The organism is Marinobacter sp. F3R11, from assembly GCF_003318275.1.
Classification (GTDB): domain Bacteria; phylum Pseudomonadota; class Gammaproteobacteria; order Pseudomonadales; family Oleiphilaceae; genus Marinobacter.
Genome location: NZ_QOCH01000009.1, coordinates 172205 through 189997, shown reverse-complemented (window position 1 = coordinate 189997; position 17793 = coordinate 172205). Strand labels below are relative to the sequence as shown.

Here is a 17793-nt window from a genome sequence, read left to right as displayed (position 1 = left end):
AGGGAGTGGGATATGAATACCTGTCCGAATAACACAGTGCTGGTAACGGGTGTCAGCCGCGGAATAGGAAAAGCAACGGCAAATTATCTGGCCGGGAAGGGGTACCACGTTATCGGCGTCGCGCGGACCGATCCAGGGGATTTCCCGGGGACGTTCAGACAAATCGATTTGAATGACGTGTCAGCAAAGGAGGTGTTTGCATCGATTGCTGAGGAGTTTTCGCCAACCCGCCTGGTTTTGAATGCGGGATATGTAGACGCCAAGCTGTTTGAGGATATGGATGATGAAGGCTTCGAGCAGACCATCCGTGTGAACTTGCAATCTCAGATCTGGGCCATGCAGGCACTAATCCCTGCAATGAAGAAACATTCGTTTGGCCGGGTGGTTTTAATTGGCAGCCGTGCATCGCTCGGGAAAGTCGGAAGGGCGTCCTATTCTGCTTCAAAAGCCGCCCTGTCCGGGTTGGCTCGCACATCGGCACTGGAGTTGGGGCCTCATGGGATTACTGTGAACGTTATAAGCCCGGGGCCATTTGAAACAGAAATGTTTGCCACTCTCCAGCCTGAAGGTTCCAAAGCCCGGGAGCAATTGCTTTCAAAGATTCCTGTGGGCCGGGTTGGTGACCCCGATGAAATGGCGGCCACGATAGACTTTTTCATATCTGAAAAGGCCGGCTTCATGACAGGGCAAAATCTTTTTGTCTGTGGTGGGGCCAGTTTGTAAGGGCCTGGGTGTACTTGCCAGTCACCGGCAATCTCTGTGGCTGGCAAAGGAAAACGCAAGCCGTTTGCCAAAATGTTCGGGTACATGAGGTGAGCTGTTTGTTGCTTTTGCATTGGTTAACATTCTGGTAAGTGCAATCTTGCCGTAACCTATGTTATCCGGCACAATTCGCAGCGCATAACATTCAAGCCAGATGCAATGTTATTTGTTGGTGTCACATAATTCTAAACCAGTGTAGAGGCCAGTCCATGGTGAGAAAAAGTACCGTTCCGGTGACGCAAAGAACTCCAGGCCGAAAGAGTATCAAGCCGCAGCAGGAGCGAAGCACGGCAACAAGGGAAAAGCTCATCAAGGCCGCGATTAAAGTTTTGGCGAAACACGGATACGCAGACTTTACGACCTCGGCGGTAGCGGACCAGGCAAAGGTATCCCGTGGCGCACTGCAATATCACTTTGAGACCCGCGATGACATTCTTATTGCCGCCCGTAACTCTGTCGGCGCCGACCTGGATTTAAAGTGGTCAAACGAGGAGTTGCTTGAGCTCAGTATCCCTGAGCGTATACGGTTAGTCGTCGGTCATTACTGGAAGGTGATCAGTAGCCCTCGTTATATAGCCGCAATTGAGGTGAGGCTGTACGAGCGCTTCAATCCGGTTATGCATAAAACGCTGGTCAGCAAGATGAATTGGCATACAGAGCAGCGCAATAACACCTGGGCGCTTATCTTCAGTGATTCCGGGCTTCCCAGAGAGCAGCTTATTTCCTACCGGCTCTTCGTGCTTGATACCCTGAGAGGGCTGGCTTTGCGCCGGATTGAGCAGGGGCCCAAGCATGATGTATCTCCTCAGCTTGAGATCCTGACCTCCCTGCTGATTGACCGCCTTGACCAGGGGTCTTCTGCGTCTGCCGAGGCTCAAAGCTAGGATAGCCGGAGCCTCTCCTCGGTCAGAATCAACTGCGCCATGTGTTCCGGGATTGCCTCCCGGAACCGTCTCACAATGTATGTTTCTGCTCGTTTAACGAGCTTCCGCCTTTCCCTGGTCGGTATTCCACCTTGCGTGCCCGTCATCACGAAGTTGCCTTGCTGGTGCAAGGTTCCTGTGCCTTTGCATAAGTCGTCTCCTGTTTCGCTTGGTTGTCACACCGAAAAGTCCGGGCGGGCCAGGTGCGGTTCTTGATGTTCCCTGATGAATTTAAAGCGGTTTCTTCGCCTTTCGATACATTGTAGACAGCATAAAAAAAATAAGTCATGATTGTATTATTGAGTATTATAAAAACCATCAATTCATCAAAGTGTATCTGCTGCACTTTGATGCGCAGCGGGAGAAGAGACCATGGTTGCTACTTGGCGTATGCCGGACCTGCCATTTTTTGACGAATCACATACTGAGCTTGGGGAGCGCCTTACAGAATGGGTTAAGGGTGCTGCTGAGCCTGAGGAGACCGGGTCTCCCTATTTTGCTGACGAGTGCAAGACCATTGCAAAAGAAATGGCTGAGTGGGGTTTTCTTGACTATGCCGTGCCTGCTGAAGGCGGCCTCAATAGCAAAATTGATGTACGGGCACTCTCGCTGATCCGTGAAGCTCTAGCTTATCGTTCGGGGCTGGTGGATAGCGTCTTTGTCATGCAGGGATTGGCGACTGCGCCCCTTTGGCTTACGGGTTCAGACGAGCTTTGTAGTACGTATCTGGAACCGGCCCGGCAGGGCCAGAAGATAGCCGCTTTTGCTGTCACCGAACCTGAAGCCGGGTCAGACGTCGCCGCACTCAAGACAACCGCAGAGCGTGACGGTGATCATTTCATACTGAATGGACATAAACGATGGATTACCAACGCCGGCGCAGCTGATTTCTACATAGTGATCGCCCGAACCGGGGAGGCGCCAGGGTCACGAGGGCTCTCGGCGTTCATGGTGGATGCTGATACTGACGGTCTGGAAATAGGGCCTGAGGTGGAGATGATTGCCCCGCATCCAATAGGTGAAGTTATTTTCCGGAATTGCCGCGTTCCCGCTACCAATATGATCGGCGCGCCGGGTGAGGGCTTCAAGGCGGCGATGAAAACCTTCGATATCTTCCGCACTTCCGTAGGCGCAGCGGCACTCGGCATGGCTCGTCGAGCGCTGGCGGAAACGATCGGGCATACAAAGTCCCGGGAATTATTTGGCGGACCACTAGCCCAGATGCCGACAGTACAGGCTACCTTGGCTGATATGGCGCTTGACGTGGAGACCTCGAGCCTCCTGGTTTACCGTTCGGCCTGGCTGAAAGACGTGCACGAGGGTCGCCATTCCGGAGCAGTAGCCATGGCCAAATTGGGGGCGACGGAAGCTGCGCATCGTGTGGCGGACAATGCTGTTCAACTCTTCGGCGCACTTGGAGTTGCCCGGGGCTCAACCGTTGAGCAGATCTACCGTGAGATTCGTCCGTTGAGGATTTATGAGGGTGCTTCGGAGGTACAGAAGGTGATCATCGCCCGATCTTTGCTGCAATCCTGAGTGGTTAACAAGATGGTTTTTGGAGGTGCATGGCACCTTCCTTTAATAGCGTTCATAGACAGCTGAGCTGTTTCATAACGCATGCCCGATCTATTGATCGGCAGAGAACAACCTTAACGGAGAAACACGATGCAAACACCCGTCATTATCGACGCGCTGCGTAGCCCTATGGGGCGAGGCAAGGCTGGAGGAAGCTTGTCATCCATCCATCCTGTTGATTTGCTGGCACAGCTGCTGAAAACGCTGGTCGAACGCAATGATATTGATCCTGGCACTGTCGATGACGTGCTAATCGGTTGCGTTAGCCAGGTCAGCGAACAATCTGCTACGCCGGGGCGTATGGCGTGGCTGGCTGCGGGCTTTCCGGCATCAGTGCCAGCAATGACTATTGATCGTAAATGTGGATCGGGTCAGCAAGCGATTCATTTCGCTGCACAGGGAATCATGGCCGGGGCTTACGACATCGCGATCGCCGGGGGTGTGGAAAGCATGAGCCGCGTTCCCATGGGCAGTGCCCGGGGGACAGCTGATACGTGTGGTGAGGGTGTAAACAAACGCTATGCCCCGGGGCTCGTTGGCCAGGGCGTGTCGGCGGAACTGGTCTCGGCAAAATGGGGGCTTGGGCGTGAGGAGCTTGATGCTTTCGCTGTGCGCTCACATCAGGCTGCGGCAAAAACGCGTGCGGCGGGTGGCTTTTCCAGAGAGATTGTACCGATCATTACTCCCGAAGGTGTGGTTGCGGAGGATGAAACGATTCGAGAGGGGTCTTCAGTCCAGAAGTTGGGAGAGCTGGCCTGCTCTTTCGAAGATCCAGCTTTCTCTGCCCGGTTCCCCCAGATTGAATGGAAGATGACTGCAGGCAATTCATCCCAGATCGCCGATGGTGCATCTGTTTTGCTCATGATGAGCGAAACCATGGCCGAACGCCTTGGGCTCAAGCCGCGTGCCCGTTTCGCGGGCTTTGATGTGTGTGGGGACGATCCGCTTATGATGCTGACAGCGCCTATTCCCTCAACCCGTCGTGCACTAAAAAGAAGTGGCATGCGCCTGGACCAGATTGATCATTATGAAGTTAACGAAGCGTTTGCCCCCGTGCCCCTTGCCTGGCAGAGGGAGTTGGGTGCCGATCCGGAGCGGCTTAACCCGCGCGGTGGGGCAATTGCACTTGGGCATCCCCTCGGAGCTTCAGGTGCGCGTTTGATGACTACAATGCTACATGCTCTTGAGCAGACCGGAGGTCGATATGGCCTTCAGACAATGTGCGAGGCAGGTGGCATGGCCAATACAACCATTATCGAATGTTTAAAATAAAAGAAGGTTGAGAAATATGGATGTCAGAGAAAATTCCGTTGTTGTGACTGGTGGTGCATCGGGTCTGGGCCAGGCTTCAGTCAGAAAGTTTATCGCTCTGGGAGCCTATGTCGTTATAGCTGACCTGCCCGGATCGGCAGGCCAGGAACTGGCGGATGAATTAGGGGAGCGCGCCCGGTTTGTGGCAGCGGATGTCACTGATGAGTCGCAAATGAGGCGGGTTTTTGAGGTCGCAGGAGAGCTTGCACCTCTCAGAGTTTGCGTGCACTGCGCAGGTCGTGGTGGTGCGTTACGCATCCTTGATAAGGAAGGGAATGCGGGCTCACTGCAGCATTACGAGGATATTGTCAGCCTGAACCTCGTTGGTAGTTTCAATGTACTGCGGTTGGCTGCTGAACAGTTTGCGAAGACTGAACCCGTTAACGGGGAACGCGGTGTTTGCATTCTGACATCGTCTGTTGCTGCCTGGGAAGGCCAGATCGGGCAGATACCCTATGCCTCAGCCAAGGCAGGAATCGTTGGTATGACACTGGTTGCTGCACGGGATCTCGCCAGTCGCCTGATCCGGGTATGTACCATTGCGCCGGGGATATTTGATACACCAATCATTTCAAGGCTTCCAGAGCAGGTAAAAGAGTCGCTGGGCAAATCAGTACCGCATCCCGCCCGCCTTGGTGATCCCAAAGAATATGCTGCACTGGCTGCGCACATTGTTGAAAACCAGATGCTTAATGGTGAAACGATCCGGCTGGACGGAGCTATCAGAATGGGGCCGCGATGATGGAAGAGCTGAAAGTAGAGATAGTCGACCATCTGGCTATTCTGACGATCAACCGCCCCGAAGCACGCAACGCTGCAACTCTTGCTTTGTCGCAGGCAATGGCGGGTGCAATAGACAGAATCAATGCTGACCCTGAAATCCGGGTGGCAATCCTGACCGGTGCCGGTGGTAATTTCTGTGCAGGCATGGACCTGAAGGGGTTTATGAAAGGCGAAATACCCCGGATTGAAGGGCGTGGTTTTGCCGGGATGACAGAGGCTCCTCCGAAAAAGCCGATCATTGCCGCAGTTGAAGGCTATGCCCTGGGTGGAGGGTTTGAACTGGCTCTCGCCTGCGACATGATCGTCGCGTCTGAAACAGCCCGTTTTGGACTGCCTGAAGTGAAGCGCGGGCTGGTGGCCCGGGGCGGTGGGCTGCTTCGGCTGCCGCAACAGATGCCCTATCGTAAAGCGATGGAGCTTCTGATGACTGGGCGCCTTCTGGACCCTGCGGAGGCAGAACGATTTGGCCTGATCAACCGGATTGTATCCTCCGGAGAGGCACTGACTGCTGCACGGGAACTGGCCACAGAGATCTCCGCGAATGGGCCTCTGGCAGTGGCGGCCGTCAAAGAGGTAGTAACACAAGCGCAAAACTGGCGTAGCGATGAGGCTTTTGTCCTGCAACGTTCCTATACCGATCCGGTCTTTGCCTCGGAGGATGCAAAGGAAGGCGCAGCTGCTTTTGCCGAGAAGCGTATGCCGGAGTGGAAGGGGCGATAGAGTCCATGAGTTCTGCCTCTACTTTCCGGGCTGTCCATTGGATTTCTGATGGGCTCTTTATTTGAACAAGCTAAGCGTAACCAGGCCTGACTAATTAACCCTCCAGGTTCGCGGTTAAGTTGTTCCACTGGATTCATTTGGTTAAGCATCACAGTCGTTATCATATTGGAGATAGAAAATGTCGCATTCATCAGCTTTTAGCTGGGAAGACCCCCTGTTGCTGGATCAGCAACTGACTGAAGACGAGCGCATGGTGCGCGAGAGTGCTCGCCAGTTTGCCGAAAGCAAGCTCAGACCCAGGGTGCTCGAAGCCTTCCGCAACGAAAAGACCGACACGGAGATATTCCGGGAAATGGGCGAAACCGGTCTGCTGGGATGTACCATCCCTGAGCAATACGGCGGTAGCGGCCTGAACTACGTGTGCTATGGCCTGATCGCTCGCGAGGTGGAGCGGGTAGACTCCGGTTACCGGTCCATGATGAGTGTGCAGTCATCCCTGGTGATGGTGCCCATTTACGAATTCGGTAATGAGCAAACCCGCCAGAAGTATCTGCCCAAACTTGCTTCCGGAGAATGGATTGGGTGTTTCGGTCTGACTGAACCAGATCACGGCTCCGATCCCGGCAACATGGCGACCCGCGCCCGCAAGGTGGACGGCGGTTATTGCCTGACTGGCAGCAAGATGTGGATCACCAACAGCCCTATCGCTGATGTGTTCGTGGTCTGGGCCAAGGACGACGACGGCGCGATTCGCGGCTTTGTACTTGAGAAAGGCTGGGAAGGCCTGAGTGCCCCGGCTATTCACGGGAAGGTAGGGCTGCGGGCCTCGATCACCGGTGAAATCGTGATGGACGGCGTGTTTGTGCCGGAAGAAAATGCCTTCCCGGACGTGCGAGGGCTGAAGGGACCGTTCACCTGTCTGAACTCCGCCCGCTACGGCATTTCCTGGGGTGCTCTGGGTGCTGCCGAAGATTGCTGGCACACCGCTCGCCAGTATGTACTGGACCGCAAGCAGTTCGGTCGGCCGCTGGCCGCCAATCAACTGATCCAGAAAAAGCTGGCAGATATGCAGACCGACATCACCCTGGCCCTGCAAGGCTGCCTGCGTCTTGGTCGGATGAAGGATGAGGGCACGGCTGCCGTCGAGATCACTTCGATCATGAAGCGCAATTCCTGCGGCAAGGCTCTGGATGTTGCCCGTCTGGCCAGGGATATGCTCGGGGGTAACGGCATCAGTGATGAATTCGGGGTGGCGCGGCACCTGGTGAACCTGGAAGTGGTGAATACCTATGAAGGTACCCACGACGTGCACGCCCTTATTCTTGGTCGCGCCCAGACTGGCATCCAGGCATTTTGCTGATCAGTGCTTAAGCAAGTCAGCGGGCCTAAGGCCCGCTGACTAGATTTTTCTGCTCATTTTTTCTTTGGCAGGTATTCCCATACCGCCAGGTTTTTCCGTGCGTTGCTGGAATGCGCGCCTACTCCCGGCTTGATGAATTCCTGGCCTATGCCGTTTGCTCGCTGCACCTTCTTTCCAGCAAATTAATCATAAAAAAATCAGTGTTGACTTAATGTTTCTCGCATGGAATATTTAAGTTGCTGCTGTAAGTCGGTGAACTTCCAGTGAGCACCTCATCGTCAAAATAACAAGGTTTTCTTGCCACATAAGCAGTTTCAAAAATAACTACAAAGGTGAAAAACTATGCCAAGTAAGAACTTCTGGGCGAAGGCCCTTCTCGTTTCAGCATTACTGTCGGCCGGGCAAGTAGTGTCGGCGAATGATTCGAACCCGAAGGATCGCAACGTCACCATCGGCGTTTTAACAGATATGTCCAGCGTCTATTCGGACCTGGTAGGAGCTGGCTCTGTATTGGCTGCCCAGATGGCAGTAGATGATTTCATAAAAGAGCAAAATCCAGATTATGAGATCCGTGTGATCTCCGCCGACCATCACTCAAAAGCTGCCACAGCATCCAATATCGCCCGTAAGTGGATCGATGAAGAGAATGTTAACGTTATTGCTGACGTTGCTGGAGCCTCGGTAACACTGGCGGTATCCGAGCTTGGGTCGAAGAAGAATACTCTCGTGCTGGCGACTGCCTCAGGGCAGAGCAGCCTGGCCGGCAAGGACTGTAAGCCGACCACTTTTCACTGGACTTATAACATCCCCGCCGTGTCGGCTACGACCGCCCGTGTTGTTACCCAGCAGGGTAAGAAGAACTGGTTTTTCATTACTGCCGATTACGCTGGTGGATATTCCATGCGCGATGATGCCTCAAAAGCGGTTGTGGCAAATGGCGGCAAGGTGATCGATTCATTAACCCACGTATTGGGAAACAATGATTTCTCATCAGCTCTGCTGATGACTCAGGATCCGAATGTTGAGGTAGTCGGGCTGGCAAATGCAGGTAACGATACTATCAACGCGATAAAACAAGCGAATGAGTATGGCATCACATCGAACAAAACTATTGCTCCTTTGCTGATGTTCGTTACAGATGTGGACACGCTGGGCCTGGAGGTTGCCCAGGGGATGTACGTCACCGCGCCCTTCTACTGGGATCTCAATGAGTCTTCCAGAGCCTGGTCAAAACGTTTCTTCAGCACCCATGGAAAGATGCCCACTATGCCCCAGGCGGGCCTGTATTCTTCTGTCATGCATTATCTGAAGGGCGTGGATGCCGCCGGGACTACAGAAACCGATGCAGTGAGCCGCCAGATGCGGAATATGCTGGTGAACGACATGTTTGTACAAAATGGTCGTATCCGGCAAGACAATCTGATGGTTCACGATATGCACGTGTTTAAGATCAAAAAGCCATCTGAATCGAAATACCCCTGGGATTATTACAGCCTGGTCTCAACAATTGCGGCCGATGAGGCCTACCTTCCTGAATCTGAAGACTGCTCTCTAGTCAGATAATCCAGCTCACATGAAGCGCCCTGAACGCGAAGCATTGGCCGATGCCTGTACGGCAAAGGCCGGCTTCGCAGCCTGTTCGGGCTCTTGAGCCTGTCCCGAGAAAGAGATGACCAGAGTATTGCGAGACCGCCAGACGGCGATTCTATGAGGGAAATTATTGTGAACGATATCCTGCTGAAAACAGAAAACCTGACGATGAGTTTCGGGGGGTTCAATGCAGTTGATGGCGTTGATTTAGCCGTAGAGCGAGGTTCAGTACATGCTTTGATTGGCCCCAATGGTGCCGGAAAAACAACCTGCTTTAATCTCCTCACCAAGTTCCTCTCACCTACAAGCGGCCGTATCTATCACGACGGCCGGGACGTTACCAGGATGGAACCCGCAGAGATGGCTCAGCGCAACCTGATCCGCTCGTTCCAGATATCCTCGATTTTCGCAACCATGACCGTTCTGGAGAACGTGCTGGTGGCGCTGCAACGGCGTCATGGAGGGAGTTTTGTTTTTTGGCGCAGGTCCAGAAATCTGCGCCAGCTGGAACAGGAAGCCATGGGGCTTCTCGAATTGGTCGGCCTGGAAGACCAGGCACGAGAGCCTGCCTGTAGTCTCTCGTACGGACGTAAGCGTGCCCTGGAACTCGCCACTACGCTTGCGATGGATCCCTCGCTCATGCTCCTCGATGAGCCGACATCGGGAATGGGGCATGAAGACGTGGAACGAACGGCAGAACTAATAAGTCGTGCGGCAGAAGGGCGCACTGTTCTGATCGTGGAGCATAACCTTCCTGTAGTCGCAAAGCTGGCGGACAGAATTACCGTATTGTGCCGGGGGCAAGTACTAGCAGAAGGAGACTACGAGACAGTTTCAAATGATCCCACTGTTATAAAAGCCTACGTTGGAGAAGATCATGATGAACACTGATCGCCCCCTGCTGGAAGTTAATGATTTACATGCCTGGTATGGTGAATCCCATGTTCTTCATGGCATCGGTTTTCAAGCCAACAAAGGTGAAATCGTGACGCTCCTGGGGCGCAATGGTGCCGGTAAAAGTACAACTCTCCGCTCAATCATCGGTTTACAGAAACAGCGCCAGGGGCAGGTTCTGGTAAATGGGAGCGAGACAGTTCATATGCAAGCTCGCTCGGTAGCACGAATGGGCGTTGGTTATTGTCCGGAAACCAGAGGTATTCTCGCCGGACTTTCCGTCACAGAAAACCTGGTCCTGCCACCGCGCTGGAATGCTGGGGGCTTTAGCCTGGAGCAGCTATACGAGTGGTTTCCGAATCTATGGGAGCGGCGCCATAGTCAGGGAACCAAGTTGTCTGGCGGGGAACAGCAGATGCTGGCCATTGCCCGGATTCTCCGGACTGGAGCATCAATAATCCTGCTTGATGAACCCACCGAAGGGTTGGCCCCGGTAATTGTCAAACAGATTGGCAAAGTCATATCAGGGCTTCGCGAAAATGGCTACACCGTGGTTCTTGTCGAACAAAATCTGCATTTTGCCGGAGCTCTTGCCGATCGGCACTTCGTTGTTGAGCAGGGGCGGGTGGTTGACCAGGTAGCCGGCGCTGACTTTCACCAGGAACTAGACAAACTCAATGGATATCTGGCCGTATAGCTGAGCGGCATCGGGGTTAATATGACAGAGTTATTTGGAATTCCATTGCCAATTTTACTGGGGCAATTACTGGTTGGACTGATAAATGGTGCCTTCTACGCCACACTCAGCCTGGGCCTTGCAATAATCTTCGGACTCTTGCGAATCATCAACTTTGCGCACGGCGTGCAGTACATGCTGGGTGCTTTTGTAAGTTGGATGTTATTGAATTATCTAGGTATAGGTTATGGATGGTCGCTGATAATCGCACCTCTGATCGTAGGTGTCTCAGGCCTGGTTCTGGAACGTGTGCTGCTGAGGCGGATACATGGCCTGGATCATATCTACGGTTTGTTACTCACGTTTGGGGTGGCTCTTATTGTTCAGGGGATATTCCGTAACTTCTACGGTGCTTCCGGCCAGGCCTATGCTATCCCGTCCTGGCTTTCTGGTGGCTTTAATATAGGCGTTATGTATTTGCCCGCCTATAGGGTATGGGTAATCGCGATTTCTGCAATCGTGTGTATCGGTACCTGGTTCGCAATCGAAAAAACACGGTTGGGAAGCTATCTTCGTGGAGCCAATGAAAATCCGGAAATACTGGAGTCATTTGGTATCAATGTGCCACTGCTGCTAACCCTTACCTATGGAGTTGGTGTCGGGCTCGCAGCCTTTGCAGGTGTTCTGGCAGCACCCATTTATTCGGTTAATCCTAATATGGGCGATAACCTGCTTATCATCGCGTTTGCTGTGGTGGTGATAGGGGGTATGGGCTCTATTGGCGGCGCCATTGTTACCGGTTTTGCAATGGGTGTCGTTGAGGGGTTGACCAAGGCGTTTTATCCGGAGTTTTCAGAAGCGGTCATATTCCTTGTGATGATCCTGGTGCTCATGGTCAAGCCTACAGGTGTGTTTGGTCGTGCCGAGAGCCTGATCGAACAGATCAGCGCACCACACGAAACAGTCAGGGTCTCCCGGCAACCGCGCTTTCTGCACGGGTGGATTTTCCTTGGACTGATCGTCTTGCTCATAGCAGCTCCCTTTTTCCTCTATCCGATTTTCGTTATGAAGCTACTCTGTTTCGGCCTGTTTGCCTGTGCTTTTAATTTGTTGCTTGGGCATAGTGGCTTGCTCTCGTTCGGGCATGCTGCCTTTTACGGTATCGCCAGCTTTCTTTTCGCACATTCGGCAAAAGTCTGGGGCCTTTCGCCAGAGGGAGCGCTCATCGTAGGAACTTTATCGGCTGCACTGCTTGGTCTTGTCTTCGGCTGGCTGGCAATCAAACGGCGTGGCATATACTTCGCGATGGCGACACTGGCACTGTCACAACTGATCTACTTTCTTGCTGTCAGAATGCCGTTTACGGGTGGAGAGGACGGTATCCAGTCCGTCCCCCGGGGAGTTCTGCTAGGTATTTTCGACCTGAATGACGACAGTACGCTCTATGTCTTGGTGGCCGTGATCTTTCTGGCCAGCATATTTGCCATCTACCGTTTAATAAACTCTCCGCTTGGTCAGGTTCTGCAAGCGATTAAAGACAATGAAGCACGAGCCGTGTCACTCGGTTACAAAGTTACCCGTTATCAATTATTTGCCTTTGTGGCATCGGCTACTTTTGCCGGCCTTGCCGGTGCGTTGAACGCCTTGGTATTCCAGCTTGCATCGTTAGCGGATGTTCACTGGTCTCTGTCCGGAGAGGTTATTCTTATGACCCTCCTGGGTGGTATGGGAACTTTCTTCGGGCCTCTTATCGGTGCCATAGTCGTACTGGGCATGGAAAACTACTTGCTGTTTTTAGGCGAATGGGTGACGGTGATACAAGGTTTGGTTTTCGTCATCTGTGTACTGGTTTTCCGCAGCGGTTTGCTTGGTACATTAGCGCAACAGATAAAAATGAAACTGTAATGATAGCTCCCCGAATTGCTATATCAGTCGAGGGTCAACTCTACTTCGCCTATACCCTCGAACACCAGTCGGGCGCTCTGGCCGCGTTGCATCTCCACCACACCATTGAAAGTGCCGGTTGTGATCACTTCACCTGCCAGAAACCCCACACCGCCAGCAGCAATTCGGGTGTTGATCATCTGCATCAAAAGTAGCGCGGGGTCGCCGCCGGGATGGCCTCCATGGCCTGATACGGCGGCGTCACCGTTTAGCGTCAAGCGATAGGCGGCGTCCTTCATCTGCCATAGGTTTCCGCCTTCGATGCCGCTGCCCAGCACGAAGGCGCCATGACTCAGACCATCGGCGAGCTGCCATAAGGGAGGTACCTCTGGCCAGCTTTTGAAACGGCTATCGACCACCTCGATTGCCGCGTGCAGGCTGGCAACTTGTGCGGCTATCTCCTCCAATGTATAGGCTGTGTCCCGTGGCGGTAAGTCGCCTCCCAACACCACGGCCAGCTCCGGTTCGAGAAACATAAAATGGTAGTCGTCCCTGGCGAGCCGCGCAGGCGAGAGGCGACTCTGTTCACTGAACAGCCGTGAGAACTGTGGCAATTCGCCTTTGACAATGCCACCGAGCTTCCAGCCTGAGGGCGTACCTAACTGCGCCGATACCCGTTCCTGAATGGCATAGGCGTCTCGCGCTTCGGTCAGAGGAATATCTTCTGGCAGGGCAATCTGCGTATGCCGCTCGTAGGCCTCAACGAGACGCTTAGCGCCGGCGCTTACGATCTCGTCATGCGTCATGATCAGAACCCCTTGGCGTTGCCACGTGGACGCGCAGGCTGAGGTTTATCGCACTTGAGAAATTCGCCGTAACCCACCTCGCCTTCGGGTTGGCCGGCGCGGGAGACTACCCGGCCCCGGCAAAGCGTAAGCATGGGGCGTCCTGTCAGCTCAAGTCCCTCGTAAGGGGTGTAATCCACATCATGGTGCAGGTCGGCATTGCGTACGATGCTCTTCGCTGTTGAGTCCCATAACGTGAGGTCGGCGTCACTGCCGATAGCGATGGTGCCCTTGCGTGGGTAGAGTCCGTAGATTTTCGCTGGGTTGGTCGCGGTCAGTGCCACAAAACGGGTGACGTCAATGCGCTCCTTGACCACTCCTTCGGAAAACAGGATTGGCAGACGCGTCTCCAGACCGGGAATGCCGTTGGGTATATGTTTGAAATGGGCGTGCTCACCGTGCAGTTTCTTACCGCTGGCATCCTCGAAACGAAATGGTGCATGGTCGGAAGAAAACACCTGGAAAACGCCGGACTCAAGCCCTTGCCAGACCGCCTCCTGGGCGGCGGGGTCCCGGGGCGGCGGGCTGCATACATACTTCGCTCCCTCGAAGCCATCGCGATCCAGATCCCTGGCCGTGAGCACCAGATACTGCGGGCAGGTCTCACCATAGACGCGTAATCCCCGGTTCTGTGCCCAGCGAATCTGCTCGATAGTCTCGGTGCCGGAAACATGCACGATCAGCACCGGCACGTCGACCAGCTCAGCCAGCGAAATTGCGCGGTGGGACGCCTCACGTTCGCCGATGGCCGAATGTGCCACGCCATGATAATAGGGGCCAGTGTTGCCGCTTTCAGTAAGAAGCTCTGTCAGGTAGGCGATGCAGTCAGCATTTTCTGCATGCACCATGACCATGGCGCCCTCGCGCCGCGCCAGGGACAGAACGTTGAGAATCTCACGATCGTTGAGCTTGAGATCATCGTAGGTCATGTAGATCTTGAAAGAGCTATAGCCCTCTTTGATCAGGGCCGGTAGCTCCTCCTTCAACACGGTTTCGGTAGGATCGCTGACGATCATGTGAAAAGCGTAGTCGATGAAAGCCAGGCCATCGCTGCGTTGATGATAATCTTCTACCGCTGCACGCAGGCTTTGTCCCTTTTGCTGTGCGGCAAAGGGCATCACGGTGGTGGTGCCACCGCAAGCCGCCGAGCGCGTACCGCTGTAAAAGCCGTCGGCCATCACTGCACCGTCGCTGAGGGGCTGATCCATATGGCAGTGCGCGTCAATGCCGCCGGGCAATACCCATAACCCTTCGGCATCGATGACCTCGGCAGCCGCGCCCAGCTCATGACCGAGTGCCACGATGCGGCCCCCCTTGATGCCGATATCCGCGTAGTAGCAGTCTACAGCGGTAACAATCCGGCCGTTTTTAATCAATGTGTCGAAGTTCTGCATGACTTTACTACCTTAATCTTGGTTATGAATGCTGGTATGGCGGCTCATCCTAGCCCATGGCATCAGGCAGCCACATCACCAGCCCTGGCCAGATGATTATCAGCAGCACGAATAACAGCATGATGGCGAGAAACGGCAGACTGCCGAGCATCACGTCGGTGATCGAACCCTTGCCGCGTACTCCCTGCACGACGTAGAGGTTCATGCCGATCGGTGGGGTGATCAGCGAGATCTCCATCATGATGACCAGAAAGATGCCGAACCACACCGGGTCGTAGCCGAACGTTACAACCATCGGCACGACGATAGGGACGGTGGCGATCATCATCGACAGCGTCTCGAGAAAGCAGCCCAGCACCAGGTAGAACACGACCAGCGCCAGAATCAGCCCTAGTGGCGTGAGGCCCAGACCGGCGACCCAGTTGGTCAGGGTGGAAGGAATGCCCAGGATGCCGACGATGTAGTTCATGAAGAAGGCGGCGGCGATGATCAGCATGATCATTGCTGTGGTGCGTGCCATCGACAGGAAGCTCTCGTGCAGCATGCGGATTGTCAATTTGCGATAGATTGCCGCCAGCACCAGTGCCGCAACCACGCCGAGCGCCGCCGCCTCAGTGGGCGTGGCCCAGCCGCTGTAGATGCTGCCGATAACGATCGCGAAGATGAACGCTGGTGGCAGCAGGTCGGCCAGTGAACGCAGCCGCTGGCCAAGCGGCACGCGCGGCTCCGGGTCGCCCGCCACGCCAGGGCGTAACAGGCTAAAGGCCATGATTGCCAGCATAAAGCACCCGGCGAGCACCAGCCCGGGCAAGATACCGGCGATGAACAGTTTGCTGATGGACGTGTTGGTGATAGCGCCGTAGATGATCATGTTGATGCTGGGCGGAATAAGGATGCCCAGGGTGGCGCCGGCGGCCAGGGTGCCCAGTGCCAGGCGTTCGTTGTAGCCGCGGTCAGAGAGGGCAGGTAGTGCCACAGTGCCGATGGTCGCGGCAGTGGCCACCGACGACCCTGACATCGCGGCGAATACCGTCGATGCGCCAACGTTGGTATGTAAAAGCCCTCCGGGCATGCGGCTCAGCCATACCGAAAGCGAGTTGTACATGCGATCGGTGATGCCGCTGCGCAGCAACAGCTCGCCAAGCAGGATGAACAGAGGGATTGCCGTGAGCAGGAAGTTATTGAGAGTGCCCCACAGCGTATCGCCAAACGAATACAACAATGGCAGACCCAGATACACCAGGGTGCCGATGGCTGAGACGCTGAAAATCGCCACTGCGACGTGGACGCCGGCCATCATCATGCCGAGCAGGATGATGAAGCCGATCAATACCTCGAATGGGCCGATCATGAGTGAGAACTCCTGTGGGGCGTCTGCAGTGTGTCGGAGGCATAGTCGTGGCGTGCCTCGTCGAGCTCATCGTCCGCCGAGCGAGCATCGAACTCCTGATTGAGGCGGCTAATGTCGCCGGTCACCAGCAAGAAGACGGCCCTGAGCGCCAGCAAGCCGGCGAGCAGTGAGAATACCGTGAGCCCCGCGACCCACAGCGATTGGGGAATCCACAGCGGCGTCTGTAACGGCGTACTGGCACGGCTCTGGAATTCCAGGGAGACCAGCAGCGTGTCGACGGCGCGCCACAACATGAAAGCCGCGAAGATAGCCAACAACAGCGCCGCCGAGGCATTCAGCGGTCCACGCAGAATGCCGGGCAGCTTGGCCAGCAACACGTCCACGCGGGTGTGCGCACCCTGCAGCAAGGCATAGGCGAAGCTGAACGCTACTCCGATGGCCAGCACATAGCCGCCGATCTCGTCGACCCCCTGCAAGGAAAAGTTGAAGAACTTGCGCGCGATGACCTCGAAGGTAATCAATACCGACAGGCACAGCCCACCATAGCCGGCGGCGAGCGCCGCACCATGGGCCAGGCCCCTGGCGGCGCGATTGACGTTATTGGCTTTCATCATAGACCTCGCTTTCCCCGGTTACTTGATGGAATAGCCCGTCGCTGCGCCGACTGTGTCGTTCCATACCTGGGTGCACTCGGAGGAAATACGGTTGCAGTTCTCGCCCCACGCTGGCAGCACGGTTTTCTCGGTGATCTCGCGCACCTGCTGCGAAGACGACTCGCCGATATCCACCAGGGTCATATCGTACCTGGTGTGGTGTTCGCAGTTTTCCTGACCGGTACTACAGGCGATAGCATCGTCATTGACGTTATAGGCGATGTCCCACATCTGTTGCTCCATCTCCTTGAACGCAGCTGTCAGCTCTTCTTGCTGGGTAGCATCGAGGCGGTTCCAGGCTCCCAGGTTCATAAAGTGGCCTTGAACCGAGAACGACAGCGGTAGCGGTACCAGATGTGTGGTGACTTCCGGCCATTTGCCGCCGTTGGCAGCGGTGGGCGCAGTCACGCCGCAGTCGGCCACGCCGCGCTGCAACGCCAGGTAAACTTCACTGAATTGCAGGGTTACCGGCGTTGCCCCCAGACCTTCGACCAGCCGCGACATCGACGGCGTGAACACACGTACCTTCTTGCCGGCCAGGTCATCTACCCCATCGATCTCGCCATTGCAAAACAGCATCTGCGGGCCAAACGGCCACAGTGTCATGAGCTTGGCATTGAAGCGCTCCTGGAGCCGCTCGTCCATCTTCTCGCGAATGGCCTCGACGACATTGCGTTGCTCATCAAGGTTCTGCGCCACTCCGGCCAGGTCGACGCCTTCAAAGAACGGATCGTCACGGGAGGCCATGCCGATCTGCACCGACATCACGTCGAAGGCGCCGGTACGGAGCCCGCGCAGTGCGTCTGCGGCCTTGAGACCTATGGCATCCATGGTGTTGTAGGTCACGTTGAGGTCGTCGCGTTCATCAAGCTTGACGAAGAAAGGACGCTCGACCTGTTCGACGTGGATCTTGTTGCCCGAGAAGTTACCCACTACCCGTAGCTGGGTTTCGGCCTGAGCCATGCCGCCCAGCGCCATGCTGCAGGCGCATGCCGTCAGCAGGGAGACTCGTTTGATCGTGGTTGTAAGCATGCTGCACCTTTATATCAGTTGGATTGTGTTCAGAAATCGG

The 17793-nt window shown here is 55.0% G+C and carries 16 protein-coding genes and 1 pseudogene; 12 read left to right on the top strand and 5 right to left on the bottom strand.

Translation table 11 applies throughout. The features are described from left to right. Window positions 1-12: 12 nt before the first annotated feature. The 12 genes and pseudogenes from DS878_RS03630 (at window position 13) to DS878_RS15510 (ending at window position 12499) form a co-directional block, all read left to right on the top strand. Window positions 13-723, top strand: a complete 711-nt coding sequence (locus DS878_RS03630) for an SDR family NAD(P)-dependent oxidoreductase (RefSeq protein ID WP_187298724.1) — start codon at window positions 13-15, stop codon at window positions 721-723. A 248-nt stretch (window positions 724-971) separates the two neighbouring features. Beyond that, window positions 972-1646 carry a TetR/AcrR family transcriptional regulator gene (locus DS878_RS03625; protein ID WP_113814571.1) on the top strand — a complete coding sequence of 225 codons (675 nt, stop codon included), beginning with the start codon at window positions 972-974 and terminating at the stop codon, window positions 1644-1646. A gap of 411 nt (window positions 1647-2057) precedes the next feature. Further along, the gene (locus tag DS878_RS03620) at window positions 2058-3221 is read left to right on the top strand and encodes an acyl-CoA dehydrogenase family protein (RefSeq protein ID WP_113814570.1); all 1164 of its coding nucleotides are present in this window, start codon (window positions 2058-2060) and stop codon (window positions 3219-3221) included. 129 nt (window positions 3222-3350) lie between these two features. Further along, complete coding sequence (locus DS878_RS03615) at window positions 3351-4532, top strand: thiolase family protein (RefSeq protein WP_113814569.1); 1182 nt, start codon at window positions 3351-3353, stop codon at window positions 4530-4532. A gap of 16 nt (window positions 4533-4548) precedes the next feature. Continuing rightward, window positions 4549-5313, top strand: a complete 765-nt coding sequence (locus tag DS878_RS03610) for an SDR family NAD(P)-dependent oxidoreductase (RefSeq protein WP_113814568.1) — start codon at window positions 4549-4551, stop codon at window positions 5311-5313. Beyond that, on the top strand, window positions 5310-6074 hold the full coding sequence (locus DS878_RS03605) for a crotonase/enoyl-CoA hydratase family protein (protein ID WP_113814567.1): 765 nt from the start codon (window positions 5310-5312) through the stop codon (window positions 6072-6074). The genes DS878_RS03610 and DS878_RS03605 overlap by 4 nt, the downstream gene beginning before the upstream one ends. A 178-nt stretch (window positions 6075-6252) precedes the next feature. Beyond that, a complete protein-coding gene (locus DS878_RS03600) occupies window positions 6253-7434 on the top strand; it encodes an acyl-CoA dehydrogenase (RefSeq protein ID WP_113814566.1) in 1182 nt (393 codons plus the stop codon). Between the two features lie 342 nt (window positions 7435-7776). Next, entirely contained in the window at window positions 7777-8997 is a 1221-nt protein-coding gene (locus DS878_RS03595; protein WP_113814565.1) for an ABC transporter substrate-binding protein, read from the top strand. Between the two features lie 153 nt (window positions 8998-9150). Continuing rightward, a complete protein-coding gene (locus DS878_RS03590) occupies window positions 9151-9915 on the top strand; it encodes an ABC transporter ATP-binding protein (protein ID WP_410003452.1) in 765 nt (254 codons plus the stop codon). After that, window positions 9902-10615, top strand: coding sequence for an ABC transporter ATP-binding protein (locus tag DS878_RS03585; RefSeq protein ID WP_113814564.1), 714 nt, complete (start codon window positions 9902-9904; stop codon window positions 10613-10615). Before DS878_RS03590 ends, DS878_RS03585 begins: the two co-directional genes overlap by 14 nt. Before the next feature lie 21 nt (window positions 10616-10636). Then, a pseudogene (locus DS878_RS15580) lies at window positions 10637-11515 on the top strand (branched-chain amino acid ABC transporter permease); the annotation flags it as partial. A 144-nt stretch (window positions 11516-11659) separates the two neighbouring features. After that, a complete protein-coding gene (locus DS878_RS15510; protein ID WP_261977579.1) occupies window positions 11660-12499 on the top strand; it encodes a branched-chain amino acid ABC transporter permease in 840 nt (279 codons plus the stop codon). Window positions 12500-12522: 23 nt separating this feature from the next. On the opposite strand, the gene DS878_RS03575 is transcribed toward DS878_RS15510, so the two are convergent. The 5 genes from DS878_RS03575 to DS878_RS03555 are packed head-to-tail and all read right to left on the bottom strand — an operon-like array spanning window position 12523 to window position 17753. Beyond that, the gene (locus DS878_RS03575; protein ID WP_113814562.1) at window positions 12523-13284 is read right to left on the bottom strand and encodes a 2-keto-4-pentenoate hydratase; all 762 of its coding nucleotides are present in this window, start codon (window positions 13282-13284) and stop codon (window positions 12523-12525) included. 2 nt (window positions 13285-13286) lie between these two features. Beyond that, complete coding sequence (gene hydA / locus DS878_RS03570) at window positions 13287-14717, bottom strand: dihydropyrimidinase (RefSeq protein ID WP_113814561.1); 1431 nt, start codon at window positions 14715-14717, stop codon at window positions 13287-13289. 49 nt (window positions 14718-14766) lie between these two features. Continuing rightward, window positions 14767-16068 (bottom strand): TRAP transporter large permease, encoded by a 1302-nt coding sequence (locus DS878_RS03565; RefSeq protein ID WP_113814560.1) that lies wholly within the window; start codon window positions 16066-16068, stop codon window positions 14767-14769. Next, window positions 16065-16682, bottom strand: coding sequence for a TRAP transporter small permease subunit (locus DS878_RS03560; RefSeq protein WP_113814559.1), 618 nt, complete (start codon window positions 16680-16682; stop codon window positions 16065-16067). The genes DS878_RS03565 and DS878_RS03560 overlap by 4 nt, the downstream gene beginning before the upstream one ends. A gap of 18 nt (window positions 16683-16700) precedes the next feature. Beyond that, window positions 16701-17753 carry a TRAP transporter substrate-binding protein gene (locus DS878_RS03555; protein ID WP_261977576.1) on the bottom strand — a complete coding sequence of 351 codons (1053 nt, stop codon included), beginning with the start codon at window positions 17751-17753 and terminating at the stop codon, window positions 16701-16703. Window positions 17754-17793 lie beyond the last annotated feature (40 nt).